This is a genomic window from Pasteurella canis, assembly GCF_020810675.1.
Lineage (GTDB): Bacteria > Pseudomonadota > Gammaproteobacteria > Enterobacterales > Pasteurellaceae > Pasteurella > Pasteurella canis.
The window spans coordinates 329196-353233 of record NZ_CP085871.1 but is presented as its reverse complement, the minus strand read 5'-3'; the positions used below and the strand labels follow the sequence as shown (position 1 = coordinate 353233).

Here is a 24038-nt window from a genome sequence, read left to right as displayed (position 1 = left end):
ATAAGATTCTCAATTGTCAACAAGCTGAACTACTATCCTTTCTCTCCAACCCCTACAGTCAGAAACATGTCGTCTTGTATTAAAAATACTTGAGCGTTGTATAGTTAAGCCTCTCGGGCAATTAGTATCTGTTAGCTCAACGTCTCGCAACGCTTACACACCAGACCTATCTACGTCGTAGTCTACAACAACCCTTACTGACTCTAAGTCAGGGATGACTCATCTTAAGGCAAGTTTCGTGCTTAGATGCTTTCAGCACTTATCTCTTCCGCATTTAGCTACCCAGCAATGCCTCTGGCGAGACAACTGGAACACCAGTGATGCGTCCACTCCGGTCCTCTCGTACTAGGAGCAGCCCCTTTCAATCATCCAACGCCCACGGCAGATAGGGACCGAACTGTCTCACGACGTTCTAAACCCAGCTCGCGTACCACTTTAAATGGCGAACAGCCATACCCTTGGGACCTACTTCAGCCCCAGGATGTGATGAGCCGACATCGAGGTGCCAAACACCGCCGTCGATATGAACTCTTGGGCGGTATCAGCCTGTTATCCCCGGAGTACCTTTTATCCGTTGAGCGATGGCCCTTCCATTCAGAACCACCGGATCACTATGACCTGCTTTCGCACCTGCTCGACTTGTCTGTCTCGCAGTTAAGCTTGCTTATACCATTGCACTAACCTGACGATGTCCGACCGTCATTAGCAAACCTTCGTGCTCCTCCGTTACGCTTTGGGAGGAGACCGCCCCAGTCAAACTACCCACCAGACACTGTCCGAGTACCCGTTTCAGGCACTTCGTTAGAACATCAAACGTTAAAGGGTGGTATTTCAAGGACGCCTCCAACAACACTGGCGTGTCATCTTCAAAGGCTCCCACCTATCCTACACATCAAAATTCAATGTTCAGTGTCAAGCTATAGTAAAGGTTCACGGGGTCTTTCCGTCTAGCCGCGGGTACACCGCATCTTCACGGCGATTTCAATTTCACTGAGTCTCGGGTGGAGACAGCCTGGCCATCATTATGCCATTCGTGCAGGTCGGAACTTACCCGACAAGGAATTTCGCTACCTTAGGACCGTTATAGTTACGGCCGCCGTTTACTGGGGCTTCGATCAGGAGCTTCTCTTTCGATAACACCATCAATTAACCTTCCAGCACCGGGCAGGCATCACACCCTATACGTCCACTTTCGTGTTTGCAGAGTGCTGTGTTTTTAATAAACAGTTGCAGCCAGCTGGTATCTTCGACCGGTTCAACCTTCAATCGCGAGGATTTACAATCTACGCCGGCGCACCTTCTCCCGAAGTTACGGTGCTATTTTGCCTAGTTCCTTCACCCGAGTTCTCTCAAGCGCCTGAGTATTCTCTACCTGACCACCTGTGTCGGTTTTCAGTACGGTTTAGATAAACCTGAAGCTTAGTGGCTTTTCCTGGAAGTGTGGTATCAGTTACTTCAGTGCCGTAGCACCTCGTCATCAGCTCTCAGTGTTGTATAAGAGACCGGATTTGCCTAATCTCTCCACCTACCACCTTAAACGACCATCCAACAGGTCGATAACCTAACCTTCTCCGTCCCCACATCGCAGTTTATCCAAGTACGGGAATATTAACCCGTTTCCCATCGACTACGCTTTTCAGCCTCGCCTTAGGGGCCGACTCACCCTGCCCCGATTAACGTTGGACAGGAACCCTTGGTCTTCCGGCGAACGAGTTTTTCACTCGTTTTATCGTTACTTATGTCAGCATTCGCACTTGTGATACGTCCAGCAAACCTCTCGATTCACCTTCATCCGCTTACACAACGCTCCCCTACCCAACAGAATAAATTCTGATGCCGCAGCTTCGGTGCTATATTTAGCCCCGTTACATCTTCCGCGCAGGCCGACTCGACTAGTGAGCTATTACGCTTTCTTTAAATGATGGCTGCTTCTAAGCCAACATCCTAGCTGTCTAAGCCTTCCCACTTCGTTTCCCACTTAATATAGACTTTGGGACCTTAGCTGGCGGTCTGGGTTGTTTCCCTCTCCACGACGAACGTTAGCACCCGCCGTGTGTCTCCTGAGTATCACTCTTCGGTATTCGCAGTTTGCATCGGGTTGGTAATCCGGGATGGACCCCTAGCCGAAACAGTGCTCTACCCCCGAAGGTGTCCGCTCAAGGCTCTACCTAAATAGATTTCGGGGAGAACCAGCTATCTCCCGGTTTGATTGGCCTTTCACCCCCAGCCACAAGTCATCCGCTAATTTTTCAACATTAGTCGGTTCGGTCCTCCAGTTAGTGTTACCCAACCTTCAACCTGCCCATGGCTAGATCACCGGGTTTCGGGTCTATACCTTGCAACTAAAACGCCCAGTTAAGACTCGGTTTCCCTTCGGCTCCCTTATTCAGTTAACCTCGCTACAAAATATAAGTCGCTGACCCATTATACAAAAGGTACGCAGTCACCCTTTCAGGCTCCCACTGCTTGTACGTACACGGTTTCAGGTTCTATTTCACTCCCCTCACAGGGGTTCTTTTCGCCTTTCCTTCACAGTACTGGTTCACTATCGGTCAATCAGGAGTATTTAGCCTTGGAGGATGGTCCCCCCATCTTCAAACAGGATTTCTCGTGTCCCGCCTTACTTATCGTAAGCTTAGTACCACAACCTGGACTTCGAGTACGGGATTATCACCCTCTGTGATTTGGCTTCCCAGCCAATTCCTCTGTCTCTGTTGTTATCACTTACTGGCTCCTCCGCTTTCGCTCGCCGCTACTTACAGAATCTCGGTTGATTTCTTTTCCTCGGGGTACTTAGATGTTTCAGTTCTCCCGGTTCGCCTCATTATCCTATTTATTCAGATAATGATAGTAGATTCTTCATCTACTGGGTTTCCCCATTCGGACATCTTGGATTAAACGCTTCTTATCAACTCATCCAAGCTTTTCGCAGATTAGCACGTCCTTCTTCGCCTCTGATTGCCTAGGCATCCACCGTGTACGCTTAGTCACTTAACTATACAACCTCAAGTACTTTTCTATACTTAATGTTGCTATTAACTACTAAACACTTGACTGCCTTTTCTCAGTCAAGATTTTTTCTACTCAGACTTCATGTTATTCATCACTTTATATTTACATTACTTACTTCTAAATACAAAGCAATAAACTTGAAAGTCTCTTCAGTTTTTCAGCTTGTTTCCAATTTTTTAAAGAACTAATAGACAAAAATAAACAACCTAATATAAAACTCATTACATCATCTTTATATCAGTTGTTTTACTATCATCATTGCTAAATATTTTTATTGATTAAGTAACTAACAACTTATCAAACAATTAAGTTATCAATTATTTGAAAGCTTAATAAAACTTAACCAAAAAATATTTAGCAATGATGATTTTTGGTGGAGATAAGCGGGATCGAACCGCTGACCTCCTGCGTGCAAGGCAGGCGCTCTCCCAGCTGAGCTATATCCCCATTTACATCATAATACTATCAACTAGAATCCCATTTGCTTATCACTCATCATTGAGTGGTGGGTCTGAGTGGACTTGAACCACCGACCTCACCCTTATCAGGGGTGCGCTCTAACCACCTGAGCTACAGACCCAACAGGATTTTAGGTTGCTTCTCTAATTTACACAATCCATCAAACAATCTGTGTGAACACTTGCTGTCATCCCATTTTAGGTAAGGAGGTGATCCAACCGCAGGTTCCCCTACGGTTACCTTGTTACGACTTCACCCCAGTCATGAATCATACCGTGGTGAACGCCCTCGTTTCCGTTAAGCTATCCACTTCTGGTACAACCCACTCCCATGGTGTGACGGGCGGTGTGTACAAGGCCCGGGAACGTATTCACCGCAACATTCTGATTTGCGATTACTAGCGATTCCGACTTCATGGAGTCGAGTTGCAGACTCCAATCCGGACTTAGATGCACTTTCTGAGATTCGCTCAACGTCGCCGTCTCGCCGCCCTCTGTATGCACCATTGTAGCACGTGTGTAGCCCTACTCGTAAGGGCCATGATGACTTGACGTCATCCCCACCTTCCTCCAGTTTGTCACTGGCAGTCTCCTTTGAGTTCCCGACCAAATCGCTGGCAACAAAGGATAAGGGTTGCGCTCGTTGCGGGACTTAACCCAACATTTCACAACACGAGCTGACGACAGCCATGCAGCACCTGTCTCTAAGTTCCCGAAGGCACAAGCTCATCTCTGAGCTCTTCTTAGGATGTCAAGAGTAGGTAAGGTTCTTCGCGTTGCATCGAATTAAACCACATGCTCCACCGCTTGTGCGGGCCCCCGTCAATTCATTTGAGTTTTAACCTTGCGGCCGTACTCCCCAGGCGGTCGATTTATCACGTTAGCTTCGGGCACCAAACATAAAGTCCAATCCCCAAATCGACAGCGTTTACAGCGTGGACTACCAGGGTATCTAATCCTGTTTGCTCCCCACGCTTTCGCACATGAGCGTCAGTACATTCCCAAGGGGCTGCCTTCGCCTTCGGTATTCCTCCACATCTCTACGCATTTCACCGCTACACGTGGAATTCTACCCCTCCCTAAAGTACTCTAGACTCCCAGTCTGAAATGCAGTTCCCAAGTTAAGCTCGGGGATTTCACATCTCACTTAAAAGTCCGCCTGCGTGCCCTTTACGCCCAGTTATTCCGATTAACGCTCGCACCCTCCGTATTACCGCGGCTGCTGGCACGGAGTTAGCCGGTGCTTCTTCTGTAATTAACGTCAATGATATTATCTATTCAATAATACCCCTTCCTCATCACCGAAAGAACTTTACAACCCGAAGGCCTTCTTCATTCACGCGGCATGGCTGCGTCAGGGTTCCCCCCATTGCGCAATATTCCCCACTGCTGCCTCCCGTAGGAGTCTGGGCCGTGTCTCAGTCCCAGTGTGGCTGGCCATCCTCTCAGACCAGCTAGAGATCGCAGGCTTGGTAGGCCTTTACCCCACCAACTACCTAATCCCACTTGGGCTCATCTTATGGCAAGTGGCCTTACGGTCCCACCCTTTCATCTCTCGATTATACGCGGTATTAGCTGCAGTTTCCCACAGTTATCCCCCTCCATAAGCCAGATTCCCAAGCATTACTCACCCGTCCGCCACTCGTCAGCAAAAAAAGCAAGCTTTCTTCCTGCTACCGTTCGACTTGCATGTGTTAAGCCTGCCGCCAGCGTTCAATCTGAGCCATGATCAAACTCTTCAATTCAAAGTTCAATCGCTCAATAAACTGCTTAGCTAAAGTTTACACTTCTATTTAATATTAAACTCTTAATATTAAATCAGTATGAATTTTCAGTTATAAGCACCTATCAAGACTTCAATAATTAAAATTTTTTCAAAATGAAATCAATCAACAAGTGCCCACACAGATTGTCTGATAAATTGTTAAAGAACAAAACAACGACGCAACCTGTAATCTCTTATCCCATACAACGTCGCGTCGTTGTGTGCCGCGTATTATAGGCAAAAATAAATATCGCGCAACCCCTTTTTATGCTTTTTTTTTGATTTTTTTATTAAACGGTTGTTTTTTCAACTACCCATTTAAAATAATCAATAATATTCTTTTTATTCATTTACAGTTAATATATTTAATTCTTCAAAGCCCCAAAGATTAATTGTATTTTCAAATTGACTATCATAGTTAAATTTTTGAGTACAAAAAATAAGATTTTTTTCTGAAATTTTTGACTGCACTTTTGCATTAGATAATAAGTTCTTTACTCGTAGTGCTATTGCTTTACCTGAGTCCATAAAATACTTAACTTGTGGTAAACACTGGGCAATTTCCTCTTTGATTAACGGAAAATGTGTACACCCTAGAACAATCGTATCTAAATCCATAATTGACTGCCAAGCAAAAAGCTCTTGCTTCAAAGTAATCAAATCAGTACTTTTTCCATGTAATTTTTGCTCTGCAATTTCAACTAATTTAGTACTGCCAATCTTTTCAACTATACAATAGCTAGCATAATTCTTAATTAAATCAGATACGTAAGCCCTTTTTACAGTACCTTTTGTCGCAAGTAAACCAATATGTTTTGTTTCAGAAATTTCAGCTGCGGGTTTAATTGCTGGTACTGTTCCAACAATGGGAATAGAAAAATATTCACGTAACACGGGTAAAACAACTGTACTAGCAGTATTACATGCGATAACAATAATATCGAGTGGAAAATCTTGATTAATTTTATGACAGATCGATAATGTTCTCTGAATAATTTCTTCCTCAGTCTTTTCAGAATAAGGAAAATATTCATTGTCAAAACAGTAAAGATAGTGACAATTAGGTAAAAGTTGCTTTGTTTCTTTATAAACACTAAATCCACCAACACCAGAATCAAAAAAAAGAATTGTTGGTTGAGTTTGTTTATCCATGTACTTCCTCAGTAAAAATTTGCGGTTCAAGGAACAATTCTGCCACCATAATTGGAGAAGTATTCACTTCAATTAATGTACGTCTTGCATAAGTCTCATATTGTAACTCCTCTATTTTTGCCCACTGCGATGTTTTCCGCTGACGATTGCGTTGGTTAAATAACCATTCTCCAAGCGCTCTATTACCTAATTGCTGTAATTCTAAATGTTGTAATAAAAAATGCTCAGGCATGAGAGTCCTCGCAAAAATGAGAGGTTTATTTTGTATATATAATAATACTTCTCTACACCAAAATCTTTTATATTCTGTAAATAAATGTCTTTCACTTTCAGCTACATTATTTAACCAATACTCAGATAAAACATTCACTTTTACTGAGCCAAAATGTAATCGTAACTGTTCAGTGAGAGAAGAAGATAAAAGAAGCCATTTCTGAATATTTAGGGGAGGCTGTAGAGTATGAGATTTATCAAAAAATAACCAATTTGCCTCTTGCAAACACTTAGAATACTTATGCATTTGAGTAAATCTCTTTATTCTTAAGCCAACGTTTAATTAAACTATCAGCTACATCAGGTCGTTCAGCAATCAAACGGTTTGCACAATGTTGTACTATTGGTATCATTTTACGATCCCGAATCAAATTCGCTACTTTAAATTCTGTAATTCCAGTTTGTTTTGTACCAAGTACCTCTCCCGGACCTCGAATCTCCAAATCTTTTTCAGAAATAATAAAACCATCTTGAGTATCACGTAATACCTGTAAACGTTTTTGTGAAATTTTGCCTAATGGTGGTTTATACATTAATACGCAAAAAGAAGCTGTATTCCCTCGCCCAACTCGACCTCTCAATTGATGTAACTGAGATAGTCCTAAACGCTCTGCATTTTCAATAATCATTAAACTCGCATTAGGTACATCTACACCGACTTCAATAACAGTTGTAGCAACTAATAAGTCGATCTCTGCATGTTTAAATGCAGCCATTATTTCTTGTTTTTCAGTTGGTTTCATTCTCCCATGCACTAATCCTATACGTAAGTGCGGTAAGATTTTTCGTAAATCTTCTGCAATAGCTTCTGCTGCCTGTGCTTCAAGTATCTCAGACTCATCAATTAAAGTACAAACCCAGTACGCTTGGCGCTTTTCATTAATACAAGCATGATTTACTCGTGCAATCACTTCATCACGACGCTCCTCAGAAATTGCTACTGTTGTGATAGGCGTACGTCCTGGAGGAAGCTCATCAATAATTGAAGTATCTAAATCTGCATAAACTGTCATCGCTAATGTTCTGGGAATTGGTGTTGCAGTCATAATTAATTGGTGAGGATAAACATGTGCTTTTTTTCCCTTCTCACGCAGCATTAAACGTTGATGAACACCGAAACGATGTTGTTCATCTACTATAACTAATGCTAAATCTGCAAATTCTACCTCTTCTTGGAAAAGAGCATGCGTTCCCACTACCATTTGAACCTGATTAGTTTGAATATTTTCTAATTCAACTTTACGCGCTTTTCCTTTTACTTTGCCAGTTAACCATCCGACTTTTATACCAAGTGGCTCAAACCAACATTTGAAATTAGTCACATGTTGTTCTGCTAAAATTTCAGTAGGTGCCATCAATGCAACCTGTTTGCCATTATCAATAGCAAGTAATGCCGCTATAGCTGCAACTAAAGTTTTACCAGAACCAACATCCCCCTGCACTAAGCGCATCATAGGATAAATATGTGCTAAATCTTGTTCAATATCTTGTGTAACTCGCATCTGTGCGTTAGTTGGACGAAAAGGTAATTGTGCTAAAAAACGCAGTTTTAAATCTGTCTGATAGTACAACGAATAAGCTGAAAATCGTTGTGTTCCTAACCGCACTTTCTGCATCGCTAAATTATAAGCTAACAATTCCTCAAAAATCAGACGCTGCTGAGCAGGATGAGTCCCTTTTTCTAAAACTTCAATTGAAATATCTGGTGGAGGCCGATGTAAAAAATAAATCGCTTCTTTTAAACTAAAGGGATGTGGATTAAATTCACTAGGTAAAATTTCTAGTACTTGAATTTTATCAAGTAAAGCTAACGCCTGATCTATTAATTTTCTTAATGAATTTTGTTTTAATCCCTCTGTTGTAGAATAAATTGGTGTAAGATTTTCTTCTAAAACCAGTGGCGCATTATCACGAATAATCTGATACTCTGGGTGATACATTTCTGACATAAAACGCCCACGTCTTACCTCACCAAAAGCCTTAATTCGGACACCTTGCTGAAAACTATTTTTCATACCTGCATTAAAATTAAAAAAACGCAACATGAGTTTAGATGAGCCATCTGACAGTGAAACAGTAAGGATAGGACGTTTGCCGAATTGTACTTGGCAAGTTTGAACAAGTCCTTCTATAGTTGCATAGCTATCTACCTGAAGATCAATAATCGGAGTGATTTTTGTACGATCTTCATAACGAATAGGCAAATGAAAAAGTAGATCTTGAAGATTGTTGATGCCAATCCTACTCAATTTTTCAGAAATTGCAGTACCTACACCAGAAAGTACGGTCAATGGTACTGCATCAAGGAGTTGAGTTGTCATTTATTGATATTGCGTTCAATATTAACAAAACCAGGTATTGCTTTGATCTTACGAATAATATTAGCCAAGTGTTTTGTATCTTTCACTGTTAATAGTACAACGATTTGATAAAGACGACCTTCTTGTTCTTCTGTCCAAATACTTTGAATATTACTATCTAGAGAAGAAATCGTGTTAGTTAAATTAGGTAAAACACCTTGTTGGTTAATCAATTCAATACGTAATTCAGCTTCAAAGTCAATCGCATTGTCACTTTTCTCCCATTCAACAGACATATAATGCTCAGGACTTTCTTTGCGATGTTTTAAGTTCGCACAGGATTCATGATGAATTACTAGACCTTTACCAGAACTGGTATAAGCAACTATTGGATCACCTGGAATTGGATGGCAACATTGTGCGAATGTTGTTAGCAGTCCACCAGCACTTTTAATTTCAAAATGATCTTTACTATGCGTGATATCACCATCAGTATCAATTTCAATAGCTTCTCCAAGTAAACGATAAGCAATAACAGCACTCATTTGATTACCCAGACCAATTTCCATCAGTAAATCATCAAAATTTTCTAACTTCAGTTCGTTCAATAAACTTTGTACTCTGGCTTTATCTAACTCCTCTAATTTAGTTGGTGCTAGAGCACGAGTGAGCTGACGTTTACCTAAATTAATCGCTTCTCCACCTCGTAATTGTTTGAGAAAATGGCGAATATTAGTTCTTGCTTTGGCTGTGACAACAAAATTTAGCCATCCTGCACTTGGCTGAGAATTAGGGAGTGTAATGATATCAACAGTTTGTCCTGAGCTAAGCGCTTGTGATAGAGGGTAGGATTTACGATCAACATTTGCAGCAATACAGCTATGACCAATGTCAGTATGTACAGCATAAGCAAAATCAACTGGAGTTGCACCAACGGGTAACTCGACAATCCGCCCTTTTGGTGTAAACACATAAATTTCTTTTGGGAAAAACTCTGACTTCACGCTTTCAATAAATTCGAAAGAATTACCGACACTTTGTTGTAATTCAATCAGACTTTGCAGCCAACGTTGCGCACGAATTTGCACCGTCGTGCTATCATTTTTTCCACCTTCTTTATAGGCCCAATGTGCGGCTACCCCCATTTCTGCCATCTGATCCATTTCTTCTGTACGAATCTGAACTTCAACAGGTACACCATGTGGCCCAATCATTGAAGTATGCAAAGATTGGTAGCCATTAGCTTTAGGTACAGCGATATAATCTTTCACTCTACTTGGACGAGGTTTATATAAACTATGCATTTGTCCTAACACACGATAACAAGTATCAACATCCTTTACAACAGTACGAAATGCATAAATATCCATAATGGAATGAAACTGCTGATCTTTAAGTTTCATCTTTTGGTAAATCGCATATAAGTGTTTTTCACGTCCGAAAACACGAGCCTCAATACCAACATCCTCTAAGCGTCCTTTAATTTCATTGGTAATACGTTGAATCATATCTTTACGATTACCACGTGCGACTTGAATGACTTTTTGCAATACTGCATAGCGCTGAGGGTGCATTGCTTCAAAACCAAGATCCTCAAGTTCGTTTTTGATATGCTCAATGCCTAAGCGATGAGCTAATGGGCTATAAATTTCAAGGGTTTCTTTAGCAATGCGCCGACGCTTATCTGGTCGTAATGAACCCAGTGTACGCATATTATGCGTGCGATCAGCTAATTTAATTAATACAACACGAATATCACGTGTCATAGCAAGAATCATTTTACGGAAATTTTCAGCAGCAGCTTCTTTACGTGTACGAAATTTTAACTTATCGAGTTTTGAAACCCCTTCAACAATTTCTGCGACGCTCGCACCAAACTCTGCCTTTAATTGCTCTTCTGTGTATGGAGTATCTTCTATTACATCATGCAATAATGCTGCCATAACTGCTTCATGATCTAAACGCATTTCCGCAATAATAGATGCTACGGCTACAGGATGAGTAATATAAGGTTCACCACTTGAGCGAGACTGTCCCTCATGCGCATCACGCGCAATGACATAAGCACGCTTAACTAATTCGATCTGTTCTGGGGGTAAATACGCTTCAATAATGCGATTTAAACTTTCAAAAAGATACAAGGGACACCTGACTTCAAGTTAGTTGATGAAAACTTTATAAAAATGACCGCACTTTTATTGATTAGATAATAAAGATACTGCGTGTAATTCTGTATTCTCTCTCTCTAATGCATCATAACGTTCTTGTGCATTCATGATTTCATTATTGATTAAACCTTTTTCAATCTCACGTAATGCAATCACAGTTGGTTTATCATTATCTTCGGGTACTAAAGGTTCACGTAAATGTAACTGTAATTGTCTTGCACGACGTGCTGCGGTTAAAATTAAATCAAAACGGTTACCAATTTTTTCTACCGCATCTTGCACTGTGACACGAGCCATATTTTACTCCATCTCTATTATTCAAAAAAATTAAAAAAGGGTTAATATGATACTAAAGCAATGCTTATTTTGCCAGTAGTTGTTCTATTAATTGTTGATTTTGTTTTTTTTGATGAGATAGTGTTAAACGCTCAGATCGCAAAATTGCCTGCAAATCAGCTAACGCTTGCTCAAACACATCATTAACAATCACATAATCATATTCATTATAGTGAGAAATTTCTTCAATTGCCTTTGACATTCGAGTTAAGATGACTTCTTGACTATCTTGACCACGACCGATCAATCGTTGTTCTAATTCTGTTAAGGAAGGGGGTAGTATAAAGATACTTTTCACATTAGATACTTTCTTGCGAATTTGCTGCGCACCTTGCCAGTCAATATCTAGAAAAACATCAATACCTTGTGCCAAATTTTCCTCAATAGCAGGTAAAGATGTTCCATAGTAATTACCACCAAATACTTTCGCATATTCGAGAAATAAATCTTGTTTGATTAATGATTCAAATTCTTCTATTGACACAAAATAATAATGTACTCCATGACTCTCACCTGGACGAGGTGGTCTAGTTGTATGAGAAATCGATACCATCATTTCATTATTCTGCTGTTGCTGCAATAAAGCCGAAATCAATGAGGATTTTCCTGCTCCGCTGGGCGCTGAAATAATATATAAATTACCTTGTGTCATAACTCATCCCTTTATGAATAAAATACTGTTATCTATTATGCCGAGAAATTCATGTAAAATCAGCTAAAAAAATAGTAAAGTAAGGCTACTTTTTATAAAAATTTAACCCTCTATAATTTCGCCTGTTGATAAATCTTCAAAGGCCATAGAAACAGAATTCACACAATAACGTAACCCTGTTGGATCTGGTCCATCTTCAAATACATGACCTAAATGTGAATCACATTTTCCACAGCGAATTTCAACACGAGGACGAGATAATTTATAATCATCTAAATAACGAATTGCTTCTGGTGATATTGCCTCAAAAAAGCTTGGCCAACCACAACCTGCATCAAATTTCGTATCTGAAATGAATAACGCAGAATGACAAACCACACAACGATATAAGCCTTTTTTCTGTTGATTTAATAACTTACCAGTAAAAGGATGTTCAGTTCCTTGATTCAAGCAGACATGTACTTGAATATCTGTCATTTCTTCTCTTTTTTTCATTTTCTTTCCTAATAAAAATTATCTTATAATTCGTTTTAAAAAATCGAGTAATTTTTCACAAGTTACAGTTTTTATTATTTTGACATAGATCACAAAAAGTTTATCTGTTATTGTTTTCAATGTCGTGTAGTTTCACAACTAAAAAGAAACCATGTTATAATCTCTCGCGACAAAAACAAAAGGGAATCACTTCATTTTGTTCTATGTAACAGTTTTGTTTAACTTTAAATATAGGTGAAAATCTTATGGCAATTAAAATTGGTATCAATGGCTTTGGCCGTATCGGTCGTATCGTATTCCGTGCTGCACAACATCGTGATGACATCGAAGTTGTAGGTATCAACGACTTAATCGATGTTGAGTATATGGCTTATATGTTGAAATACGATTCAACACACGGTCGTTTTGATGGTACTGTTGAAGTTAAAGATGGTAATTTAGTCGTTAACGGTAAAACAATCCGTGTCACTGCTGAGCGTGATCCAGCAAACTTAAATTGGGGTGCAATTGGCGTTGATATCGCAGTTGAAGCAACGGGTTTATTCTTAGATGATGCAACTGCACGTAAACATATTACTGCTGGCGCTAAAAAAGTTGTTTTAACTGGCCCATCTAAAGATGCTACACCAATGTTTGTAAGTGGCGTTAACTTTGATACTTATGCTGGTCAAGATATCGTTTCTAACGCGTCTTGTACAACTAACTGTTTAGCTCCACTTGCTAAAGTTATCAACGATAAATTCGGTATCAAAGATGGTTTAATGACTACTGTTCACGCAACAACTGCGACACAAAAAACTGTCGATGGTCCATCTGCAAAAGACTGGCGTGGTGGTCGTGGCGCAGCACAAAATATTATTCCATCATCAACTGGTGCAGCTAAAGCAGTAGGTAAAGTTATCCCTGCACTAAACGGTAAATTAACAGGTATGGCATTCCGTGTTCCAACGCCAAACGTTTCTGTTGTTGACTTAACTGTTAACTTAGAAAAACCAGCAACTTATGCTGAAATCTGTGCAGAAATCAAGCGTGCGTCTGAAAATGAAATGAAAGGTGTTTTAGGTTACACTGAAGATGCTGTTGTTTCTACTGATTTCAACGGTTGTACATTAACATCTGTATTTGATGCAGCAGCTGGTATTGCATTAACAGATACTTTCGTGAAATTAGTTTCTTGGTATGACAACGAAACTGGCTACTCAAACAAAGTATTAGACTTAGTAGCTCACGTTTATAACTACAAAGGTTAATTACTCTATGTTGAACTAGCCTCTTGCTTTGCAAGAGGCTAGTTTTATACCTATAATATATAATTACAACCAACATCCACTCAACCATAAAATGGTTTTATATTTTCTGAACTTATTAAATTAAACTCTACTCAAATAATCGGATTATCTAAATGTTTCTATATGAAAATCATAGCTAGATTATTTTAAATAAATTATCAAATTCATTCTCATACTTCTCCGACAGTTATTTATTAGAAATTCCAATTTAAAAATACTATTATCAAATTTAATTTAACGCAAAAAAGGATTATTTAACTTTTCTTGACCAACAGTTGTATAAGGGCCATGCCCAGCTAAAATGATCATATCATCACCTAATGGATAGAGTTTTTCACGAATCACTGTTAATAAAGTTTGATGATCGCCTCCTGGAAAATCTGTTCGTCCAATACTTTGCTTAAATAAAACATCTCCTGTAAAAGCAATACGTTTTTGATGTTCTATAAAACCAATATGTCCTGGAGTATGTCCTGGTAAATGTAATACTTCAAATTTCATTTCTCCAATTTCAACTATTTCACCTTCTTTATCTAACCATCGATCTGGTGTAAAAGCTGCTATTTCAAATAAACCAAATTTTTGTGACTGTTGAGGTAATTGAGCAAACCAATAATCATCTAATGAATGAGGTCCAATAATTTCTACTTGGAAATGTTGTTTAATTTTGGGAGCAGCACCAACATGATCAAGATGACCATGGGTTAATAAAATCACTTTTAAATTTAGTTCAAGCTCTATAATACGTTTAATTAATTTATCTGCCTCACCACCAGGATCAATAATAGCTGCATTCTTGTCTTCATCCCAAATTAAAGAACAATTTTGCTGAAAAGCAGTTACGGGAATAATTTCAATATTCATCTCATCTCTCTATCTATAAATAATAAGAAAACCGCACTTTGAAAGTGCGGTTCATTAAAAAACTCCTCTACTTCAATCCCGTCTAAGCTCCACGCCAAGTTCTTACTGGACCAGTATCAATGTGAATAAAATTGCTACGAGGATAATAACCTACTCCACCATTATTCAATTTTTCTGCTGCCTGCCGAAGTTTTACTAGTGGTACACCATCAATACGAAAATCAATAGCTTGCCCACGTGTATGATAACTATTGCTCGCTACACCACGACTTTTACGACGCATTGCGGCATTACTTGCAGGGGAACGATAACCACAAATAATTTGAATTTCACTATTACGTAACCCTAGACTCGATTGTAGGCGATAAAATTTTAAAAATAACTTTGGATCCATCCGATGCATATGATTATTACGCTTATCTCGCATTAAATAGTCCAATTTTTTTAATGCCACCGATGAGAATCCTTTACTCGGTAAAAATTCAGAACTGAATTTATCCCCTGTATTAATATTTCTAAAACGTAAAATACGTGGTTTTGGGGTTGAAACAGCAGCTAACAGGCTATTAGGTAACAAACTAGCACCTAATACAATTCCACCTAAGGATAACCATTTTCGACGACTATGGTTAATAGTATTCATTCTGTTAATATCTCTATGTTATTTGATGTTTATTTTGACCAACGTAATTAAGATTAGTTCTCAACTTAAGAAAACATAACAATTTTACTGATTTCCCTTCAAAATGGAAGGGAAATTTAGCTTAATTTTTAATAAAAATGACATTAATTAATGTATTTTTTGATCATATTCCAATCTATATAACTTAAGTCTGGTGTAACATCATAACCATAAATATCAGGTAAAGTATAAGTCTTCTCACCATCGACCCAACTTGTTACATAATATAAAAATACTGGATTATTTGATGCCACATTCGCTGAAGTTGTTTTACGACTTTGTAATGTATTTCGTTTTCTTTCCTCAGACCAACCAGCTTCTTTCAATAAAATAGTTGCTAATTCATCTGCTTTCTCAACACGGACACAACCTGAGCTTAATGCACGATCTTTCTTAGCAAATAAATTTCTTGTTGGCGTATCATGTAAAAAAATTGCATCAGAACTTGGCATATTAAATTTAAAATTGCCTAATGCACTATCTCCAGGTGCTTGACGTAAACGATATGGGAACTTTTTCGCAGTCATATTTTCCCAATCAATTGTATAAGGATCGATAGTTTTTCCTTTACTATCAATAATCGTATAACCATTACGATAAATATAACTCGGATCTTTTCGTACTTTTGGGATAATGTCTTCATTAATTAAACGTGTTGGTGTATTCCAAGGTGGATTCACGACAACATTACTTAATTTACTATACAAAACAGGAGTTTTACGTGCTTTTTTGCCTACAATCACTTTGGAACTTAAAACTAATTTTCCGTCACGATAATAATCTAATTCATAACTAGGAATATTAACAAATAATCCATCCTCAAATGCTGGAATAACCCGCAAACGCTGCACATTAATTGCTAATTTATATAGTTTTTTTAATGCTTCTTTATCCATATTTGATGGATTCACTAACTCCGGTAATGCAGCGAATGTCTGTTTATATAAATTGTTCTCGGTTGTTAGCGTTTTTAAAAATGCCAACATATTTCCTTCTTGAGCAGCCATCAGCCAAGTTGAAATTTGTTCCTCTGTCGGCAAACTAGATTTATAATTATTTGCTGAATAAAGCCATTTTTGTGCAGATTTAATAATATTATAGCTATAATACATGTAATCCAAGAATGTATCTGTAAGTAATACATCACGCTCAAAATTGCCTTCTGGTATAGTATCTATTTTTGCTAAAATTTCAGCCGAGTTCTTTGAAACACCACTGATAACTAACATTGCATATTCACGTAAAAACTGTTTTTCAGCGGAGCTATCTTGCCAAATCGGCTGAAAGTTATTACTAGCATAAATCTTAGCGACTGCCGATTTAAACTGTAATTTTATTTCACCTAACTTTGCATTCAATTGTTCTTCTGCTAATGCTTGTTTCTCAGCTGCAATACGTTCTTCTTCAAGCTGTTTTTCAGCTGCAAGTTGATCTTCAATTGCTTTTGCCTCTAACTCAAGTTGCTGTTTAGTTAAAAGATCAACTTCTTGAGTAACTTCAGTACCTGTATTAAGCGAATCTTGATGTTCTGGATTAGCATGTACATTCATCGCATATAACGAGGAAAACAAAAATGCTAATTGTGCAGATTTGAATAATTTGATATTTAACATATTATAGTTCCTTAAAATCATTAGAATCTGACCGCACTTTTAGCTATAAAGTACGGTCAAAATAAACCTAATTTAATTTTACTTGAGCTACCCTAGCTTTTTCTATTTCTAACTTCAATAAATCTGCTGCTATTTTTTCTGCTTCCTTGAGATAAAAATCAGGTGCCTCATAATCTTTTGGTAGACTATCTAAATCTTTTAGTGGTTTTTTACCCTCTCGTTTAAAACGAGCATTTAAATCTTTTAAACGTCTAGCATCATCTTTATCATTCTCAACCTTACGTACTTGATAGTTCAAAGATAAATATTTACGTTCACTACGCTCATCTCGAATTTTAAGCTCTTCATTCAATGCAATAAACTCTGGATCCTTAGCAATACGCTCAAGATGATTCTTATTCAAAGTTGAGACTGCTTCTCTTGCTTGAGCAACTTCTACATAATTTGCAGCGGGAATTTTATCCCATGGCAGTGCATTATCTTCTTTTTCCTCTCCATACTCTTTAGCATCAATTGCTGCTGGAAAATCAATATCAGCAGCAACTCCTTTCAGCTGAGTACTCCCACCATCAATTCGGTAGAATTTCTGGATAGTATATTGAATCAATCCTAAAGGTTCTTGATTTGCGTCAAAAGCAAAATTTAATGAGCGACTTTGCTGTACAGTTCCTTTACCAAAAGTATTTTGCCCAATCACAATACCTCGATTATAGTCTTGCATTGCCGCAGCAAAAATTTCTGATGCAGATGCACTAAAGCGGTTAATCATGACAAATAATGGTCCTGAATAAACTTGTTCACTATCTGGATCCTCATGGATACGAATACGTTGGAACGCATCTCGAACCTGCACAATTGGTCCATCACTAATAAAGAGTCCACTTAATGCAACAGCTTCAGTCAATGCACCACCACCGTTATCACGTAAATCAATAATTAACGCTTTTGCCTTCTTAATTTTCATTTCTGACAGTAACTTACGTACATCTTGTGTCAAACCGATATAAAAGCTAGGAATCTTAATAGAGGCTACAATTTGTCCATCAACTTTACTTACAGTTAATTTGGCTGCTTGATCTTCAATTCTAACCTTATCGCGTGTTAACGTAATTACTTTCGATTTACCACCTTTTTCAGGTTCAATTTCTAAACGTACTTTCGTACCTTTTTTACCTTTAATTTTGTCAACAATATCTTCTAAACGCCAACCAACAACATCTTCGATTTCTCCTGTTGCCTGACCAACACCGATAATGCGATCACCTGCTTTCAATTTTTTACTACGCTCTGCTGGCGCACCAGGTACTAAAGATTTAATAGTCGTGCCTTCATCTTCTGTTTGCTGTAACGTTGCACCAATCCCCTCTAAAGAAAGATTCATACTTTCATTAAAACTTTTAGCTGTACGTGGTGCTAAATAACTTGTGTGCGGATCAATTTCGCGAGCAAAAGAGTTCAAATACACTTGAAGAATGTCATCTGCTTTGGTTTGCGTTAAACGACGAATCGCCAAATCATAGCGTTTAACAAGGGTTTTTCTGATATCTAACCACTTTTTCCCTTTTAGTTTTTGATTGATAACATCATTTTTGACACGCTGTTGCCAGAGTTTATCAAGCTCTGCTACATCCTTAGCCCAATCTGCTTTCTCACGATCAATTTCAATGTGATCATCTTCTGATAAATTTGGCTCTTTATCTAATAAAGAAAGAGCATATTTATAACGTTCATAACGTTTCTTCATCATTAAATCATACATTTCAAATGCAATTGAAAGATTCCCTTCATTTAATGACTCATCAAATTGAGTTGCAAATTTTGCTCTCATTTCGTCCACATCAGATTGTAAAAAAATGTTCCGACTAAAATCTAATGATTTTAAATAACGTTCAAATACCTTCTGTGAAAAAGCATCATCCAGTGTAAATTTACGGTAATGACTTTGCGTTAAACGTGTTGTAGCTCGTTTAGTGGCTAATTGATTTTCTTCTGTAGGTTGTGGAATCACAATATCGTCTTGTTTAATTTTTGGAGCTACTGCTTGTACGATGGTGAAGTTCATAAAAAAAGTGCTTAACAAAAATATTGTTAAGTAACTTTTAGCGCTACGTAATATCATTTATTATTCCTAAAAAAGAAAACATGCTTACAGGTTAATTAATATAAAATACACAAATGCCATCGAGCATGATGGCATTTTCATTTTTAATAAAATTTATGCAAATAGATGCTCAGCTGAAACACTAATGACCAAACCATTATCTAATTGTACTCGAGCAGACTCTTTCACCACTTCTAATACAATTGCATTTTTAGGATTTCCACCGACTTTGACCTTAACAACATCATCTTTTTGTAAAGTTGAGAAATCAATTGTATTTAATTTTATTCTTGACTTACGTACTGGTTTTGGTTTTCTTTCTGTTTTTACCGTTTTACCTTCTGTTGTACGTTGAGTTAAACGTTTTTTCTCAGGCTTAGCCACTTTCTCAGCAGCTCGCTTTTCGGCGACTTTTGCTTTTGCTTGCGCAAGCTGTGTTGCAGCATGCTCTACATGTTCTTGCTCCAATACACCGCAAGCATTACCCTCTAGATCAATACGTTCAGCACCTAATTTGCAACCATGCAAATAACGCCAGTTTGATGTATACGCACGCAGTGCTTGACGTAACTGTGTTTTACTCACACGTTCATCGTCTTTTAACGCTTCTGCTAAATCTTGGAATAAACCAATTTTTAAAGGCTTGGCTTCACCTTCCAAGGAAAAACAAAGTGGAAATTTTTCCACTAAATAAGCAATAATGTCTTTATTATTTGTTAATTTTTGGAGTTCGCTCATTCTCTCTTCCTGACTCTATATTTCTACTAGAAAAACTCGGCATAGTTTAGCTCACTTTAAGAAAAAATGACAATTATATAATCATATAAATACGTTAATTTACGTTTCTCAACAAAAATAAATGGGACTTTTTCATTAGTTATACAACTATTTTCAAATTTTTTTAGACAGTATAGAATATCCATTCCTTATCTCAACGCCAACAAGTTAACTCACATGATAAATACCGCACCTAACAAATCTACAAACCAATTAGCTTGTTGCTCGGATTGTGATGCGGTGATTTCCTTTCCTCCATTAAAAGAGCAACAATATGCAGAATGCCCACGTTGTCACAATGCACTGAGCTCTACAGATCGTTGGAGCTTACATCGCTGTGCTATGTTAGCGTTATCTATTTTAATTTTAATGCCTTTTGCACTTAATTACCCTTTGCTTAGTATTGATTTATTAGGCTCAAAAATTGATGCTTCTGTTTGGGGGGGAATATGGAAAATGGCAACCCAAGGCTACCCTTATACAGCATTTCTCGTTTTCATTTGTGCTGTTTTTATGCCTATTTCTTTTGCCTTATTAGTAATTTTATTACGCATATCTCAGTTACTTGGAATCAAACCTCGTAACTTATTAATTTCGCTGACTTATATTAAGCCTTGGGTGATGTTTGATGTCTACCTCGTTGCGCTTGCTGTGACAATGTTTAAAGTGCGTGAATACGCTACTTTACAAATTGACATTTACCTCATAGCATTTGTATTTACCGCTTTATTGACGACATTACTCTTTATAAAACTCAATCCTAAGGCACTTTGGAATGAGTTTTATCCGAATAGCCATGCATTAACTGAAATACCAACGGATAATCAACCGCACTTTTGTACCGAATGTCAATATAGCTTTACTCAAGCAACTTATGATCATAAACAGCGAGCAACTTGTCCTCGTTGCGATTCTCTTCTTCATTTATCGCCTGATATAAAATTACAGCGCACTTGGGCAACTTTAATTGCAGGAATTATTATGATTATTCCAGCGAATATTTTACCTATGTCAGTGGTTTATTTAAACGGTGCACCAAGCGAAGATACATTAATGTCTGGTGTATTGAGCTTTATCGATATGGGAAGCTATTTCATTGCATTTGTCGTTTTTGTTGCGAGTATTTTCGTTCCAATTAGTAAAATTATTATCATGCTGTATTTACTGATTTGCGTACACTTTAAACTAAAACACGCTATAAAATGGCAAATGCGCTTATTACATTTTGTACATTTTGTAGGTCGTTGGTCTATGCTTGATCTCTTTGTATTAGCACTAATGATGTCCTTAGTTGCACGAGGACAAATAATTGACTTTTCCGTAGGTCCTGCAGCTTTCTACTTTGGTATCGCAGTATTTTTGACTATGATATCTACTTCACAATTTGATAGTCGCTTAATTTGGAAAATTTATGACAAACAATAATCAAAATGACACCGTTGAACAACTTTACACAGAAGCAAAAGCAAATGTAAAACAAGTCAGACGAATCTCACCGTTCTGGCTCTTACCTTTTATTGCCCTCTGTATTGGTGCAGTCCTCTTTTTCCAAATTATTCAAGAACAGGGGTATACAATTAAAATTACTTTTGCTAATGGTGAAGGATTAGTTGCAGGCAAAACGCAAGTACGTTACCAAGGTTTACAAATTGGTGTAGTTAAAAAAGTCAGTTTTACTAATGATCTGAAACAAGTTGAAGTACTAGCGAATATATATCCAGAAGCAAAAACTGTTTTACGTGAGAATACAAAGTTTTGGTTAGTTAAGCCAAGCGCTTCACTTGCTGGCATCTCAGGTATTGATGCCTTAGTTTCAGGTAACTATATCACTTTACAGCCAGGTGATGGGGATAATGAAGATGAATTCATAGCGGAAACGGAAGGTCCTATCGCACAAGTTGATGATGGAGATCTACTTGTCCATTTATTGGCTGATGATCTTGGTTCAATCTCAATCGGTGCTTCTGTCTATTTTAAAAAACTCCCCGTTGGTAAAATCTACGATTATCGTTTTATTGAAGATGGTAAAAAGGTCTCAATCAATTTAGTTATTGATAAAGCCTACGCACATTTTGTCAAAAAAGACAGTCATTTCTGGAATATCAGTGGTATTGATGCACAAATTGGTTTATCTGGCATCAATATTAATGTGGATAGCTTAAATGCGATTGTGCAAGGTGCTGTCGCGTTCGACTCACCAAGTCAGAGTGAACTTGCACAAAATAACGATAAGTTTACACTTTATGCAAATTTCAATGCGGCTAAACGAGGGATCCCAATCGACATTAAATTACCTAAAACATCTGGACTCCAAGCAGGACAAACTAGCGTATATTATCAAAACAAACAAATAGGTATTTTATCCGAGCTTAACGAAGTAGACAATAATCCAGAGTCCTTAACAGGAAAGTTACTTGTTGATCCTCTCTCAGTCGATCTTTTTACAAATAAAACTAATATCGTTTTACGCAATAAAAAATTGAATTTAGGAGATCTTACTAATATTCAAAATTTACTGCGCGGAGAATATTTTGAAGTCGTTGCAGGTCTGGGGGAACCCCAAACAACATTCACAGTTATTAAGGAAAATGAGCTATTATTACAACAACCAAATACTTTGGTCTTATCCTTAACCGCTCCAGAAACTTATGGTGTCAGTGAAGGTCAACCTATCTACTATAACAATATTACTATTGGTGAAATCATCGCTCAGACTCTTGATATTGAAGGTGTAACCTTTAAAATCGCTATCGCAGAGAAGTATCGTCATTTAATTCACCAAGATACCCGTTTTATTGCTGCCTCTAATCTGGACATTAACTTAGATGTAAATGGGTTTCGATTTGAGGCTGCCTCACCTGAAAAATGGTTACAAGGAGGCATTCGAGTCTTAAGTGGTAAACAAAATCAGGGGAAACCACTCACAGTCTATCCTCTATATAAAGATATCTCCCATGCCGAATCGGGTATTATAGGAGGTCAATTAATACCAACGATCACATTAACTAGCACAGAATTACCGAATATTAGCCAAGGTTCTTTAGTTCTGTACCGCCAATATGAAGTTGGGAAAATTCTAGAGGTACGTCCAAAAGCTAAAACATTTGAAGTTGATATTTTTATTTATCCAAAACACCGAGAGTTATTAACCGATAAAAGTGTTTTCTGGGTAGAAAGTGCTGCACAAATTGATATTACAGCAAAAGGAATTAGCATACATGCAACGCCAATAGCTCGCTCTCTAAAAGGAGCAATAAGCTTTGAGAATCTTATTGGTCGGGCTTCAGCTAATACACTTTATGCAAACGAATTACGCGCAAAATCAGCAGGACAGCAACTTACTTTTATTACAGAGGATGCGACCAATTTAACGAAAGGAATGAACTTACGCTACCGTGGTTTAACAATTGGAGAAGTTGAACAAGTGAATCTCGATGTCAAAAGCAATAAAGTCATCGCAAAAGCCTTGATCAATCCACAATATATAACATTAATTGCGAAAGAAGGTAGTCGATTTACACTGATCTCACCACAAATCTCAGCTGCTGGCATTGAAAATATTGAGAGCTTATTACAACCTTATATTGACGTTGAAATCGGATCTGGAAAAGCAAAAACACAATTCCAACTAACTCAATCTGCACCGCGTAAAAATAATCAATATGCTCAGGGCCTCCCGCTCATATTAGAAACACATGATGCTCTGAATATCACGACAGGCTCGCCTATATTATACAGAGGTGTAGAAGTAGGTACGATAAATCAAATTAAGTTGAATGAATTAGGTGATCGTGTTTTTGTTCATATTTTAATTTCACAAAAATATAAACATTTAGTACGTCAAAATTCAGAATTCTGGATTGCAGCAGGCTATGATTTCAGCTTTGGGCTAAATGGAGCAGAAGTAAATACTGGCTCTGTACAACAATTATTGAAGGGCGGAATTGCTTTCTCTACGCCACCAACAACTATAATTGAACCAGCTGCAAAAGCCAATCAACATTTTTTACTACAAATAAAACGCCCAGCTAATGCGCAACAATGGAACTCAGGAGCTTTAGCTAAATAAAATGTAAAAATTTCAAAAAATAGACCGCACTT

The 24038-nt window shown here is 37.9% G+C and carries 15 protein-coding genes, 2 tRNA genes and 2 rRNA genes; 3 read left to right on the top strand and 16 right to left on the bottom strand.

The genetic code is table 11. The annotated features are described in order from the left end of the window. Positions 1-100: 100 nt before the first annotated feature. The 11 genes from K7G93_RS01625 to msrB all read right to left on the bottom strand — a co-directional run bounded on the left by K7G93_RS01625 (position 101) and on the right by msrB (position 12611). Positions 101-2997: ribosomal RNA gene (locus K7G93_RS01625) — 23S ribosomal RNA — on the bottom strand. A 386-nt stretch (positions 2998-3383) separates the two neighbouring features. Further along, positions 3384-3459 (bottom strand) — tRNA-Ala (locus K7G93_RS01620). A 56-nt stretch (positions 3460-3515) separates the two neighbouring features. Then, positions 3516-3592, bottom strand: a tRNA-Ile gene (locus K7G93_RS01615). A gap of 81 nt (positions 3593-3673) precedes the next feature. Next, positions 3674-5215: ribosomal RNA gene (locus tag K7G93_RS01610) — 16S ribosomal RNA — on the bottom strand. Together the 16S and 23S rRNA genes with 2 tRNA genes alongside form the textbook arrangement of a ribosomal RNA operon. Before the next feature lie 362 nt (positions 5216-5577). Further along, positions 5578-6387 carry a glutamate racemase gene (gene murI, locus K7G93_RS01605; RefSeq protein ID WP_049216302.1) on the bottom strand — a complete coding sequence of 270 codons (810 nt, stop codon included), beginning with the start codon at positions 6385-6387 and terminating at the stop codon, positions 5578-5580. Beyond that, the gene (locus K7G93_RS01600; RefSeq protein ID WP_049216303.1) at positions 6380-6907 is read right to left on the bottom strand and encodes a chorismate lyase; all 528 of its coding nucleotides are present in this window, start codon (positions 6905-6907) and stop codon (positions 6380-6382) included. The genes murI and K7G93_RS01600 overlap by 8 nt, the downstream gene beginning before the upstream one ends. After that, positions 6900-8981 carry an ATP-dependent DNA helicase RecG gene (recG, locus tag K7G93_RS01595; RefSeq protein WP_226690320.1) on the bottom strand — a complete coding sequence of 694 codons (2082 nt, stop codon included), beginning with the start codon at positions 8979-8981 and terminating at the stop codon, positions 6900-6902. The genes K7G93_RS01600 and recG overlap by 8 nt, the downstream gene beginning before the upstream one ends. Continuing rightward, positions 8978-11101: a bifunctional GTP diphosphokinase/guanosine-3',5'-bis pyrophosphate 3'-pyrophosphohydrolase gene (gene spoT / locus K7G93_RS01590; protein WP_226690319.1), complete on the bottom strand. Its 2124-nt coding sequence runs from the start codon at positions 11099-11101 to the stop codon at positions 8978-8980. The genes recG and spoT overlap by 4 nt, the downstream gene beginning before the upstream one ends. 54 nt (positions 11102-11155) lie before the next feature. Further along, positions 11156-11425, bottom strand: coding sequence for a DNA-directed RNA polymerase subunit omega (gene rpoZ, locus K7G93_RS01585; RefSeq protein ID WP_049216306.1), 270 nt, complete (start codon positions 11423-11425; stop codon positions 11156-11158). Positions 11426-11489: 64 nt separating this feature from the next. Then, positions 11490-12116, bottom strand: a complete 627-nt coding sequence (gene gmk, locus K7G93_RS01580; RefSeq protein WP_115322473.1) for a guanylate kinase — start codon at positions 12114-12116, stop codon at positions 11490-11492. Positions 12117-12218: 102 nt separating this feature from the next. Continuing rightward, positions 12219-12611 (bottom strand): peptide-methionine (R)-S-oxide reductase MsrB, encoded by a 393-nt coding sequence (msrB, locus tag K7G93_RS01575; protein WP_115322472.1) that lies wholly within the window; start codon positions 12609-12611, stop codon positions 12219-12221. Positions 12612-12856: 245 nt separating this feature from the next. Between msrB and gap the strand changes: the two genes are divergently transcribed. Then, positions 12857-13861 (top strand): type I glyceraldehyde-3-phosphate dehydrogenase, encoded by a 1005-nt coding sequence (gene gap, locus K7G93_RS01570; RefSeq protein ID WP_049216309.1) that lies wholly within the window; start codon positions 12857-12859, stop codon positions 13859-13861. Positions 13862-14134: 273 nt separating this feature from the next. Here gap and K7G93_RS01565 read toward each other — a convergent pair whose 3' ends face one another. The 5 genes from K7G93_RS01565 to proQ form a co-directional block, all read right to left on the bottom strand. Further along, positions 14135-14764 carry an MBL fold metallo-hydrolase gene (locus tag K7G93_RS01565; protein ID WP_226690316.1) on the bottom strand — a complete coding sequence of 210 codons (630 nt, stop codon included), beginning with the start codon at positions 14762-14764 and terminating at the stop codon, positions 14135-14137. An 82-nt stretch (positions 14765-14846) separates the two neighbouring features. Next, entirely contained in the window at positions 14847-15407 is a 561-nt protein-coding gene (mepK, locus tag K7G93_RS01560) for a peptidoglycan L,D-endopeptidase MepK (protein ID WP_160531473.1), read from the bottom strand. A 143-nt stretch (positions 15408-15550) separates the two neighbouring features. Beyond that, positions 15551-17059, bottom strand: coding sequence for a L,D-transpeptidase family protein (locus K7G93_RS01555; RefSeq protein ID WP_226690315.1), 1509 nt, complete (start codon positions 17057-17059; stop codon positions 15551-15553). A gap of 67 nt (positions 17060-17126) precedes the next feature. After that, the gene (gene prc / locus K7G93_RS01550; protein WP_115322467.1) at positions 17127-19178 is read right to left on the bottom strand and encodes a carboxy terminal-processing peptidase; all 2052 of its coding nucleotides are present in this window, start codon (positions 19176-19178) and stop codon (positions 17127-17129) included. Positions 19179-19274: 96 nt separating this feature from the next. Then, complete coding sequence (proQ, locus tag K7G93_RS01545; protein ID WP_226690314.1) at positions 19275-19898, bottom strand: RNA chaperone ProQ; 624 nt, start codon at positions 19896-19898, stop codon at positions 19275-19277. Positions 19899-20114: 216 nt separating this feature from the next. On the opposite strand from proQ, the gene K7G93_RS01540 reads away from it, so the two are divergent. Then, positions 20115-21362 (top strand): paraquat-inducible protein A, encoded by a 1248-nt coding sequence (locus tag K7G93_RS01540; RefSeq protein ID WP_049216315.1) that lies wholly within the window; start codon positions 20115-20117, stop codon positions 21360-21362. Further along, positions 21349-24006 carry a PqiB family protein gene (locus K7G93_RS01535; RefSeq protein ID WP_228400408.1) on the top strand — a complete coding sequence of 886 codons (2658 nt, stop codon included), beginning with the start codon at positions 21349-21351 and terminating at the stop codon, positions 24004-24006. The genes K7G93_RS01540 and K7G93_RS01535 overlap by 14 nt, the downstream gene beginning before the upstream one ends. The last annotated feature ends 32 nt before the right edge of the window (positions 24007-24038 follow it).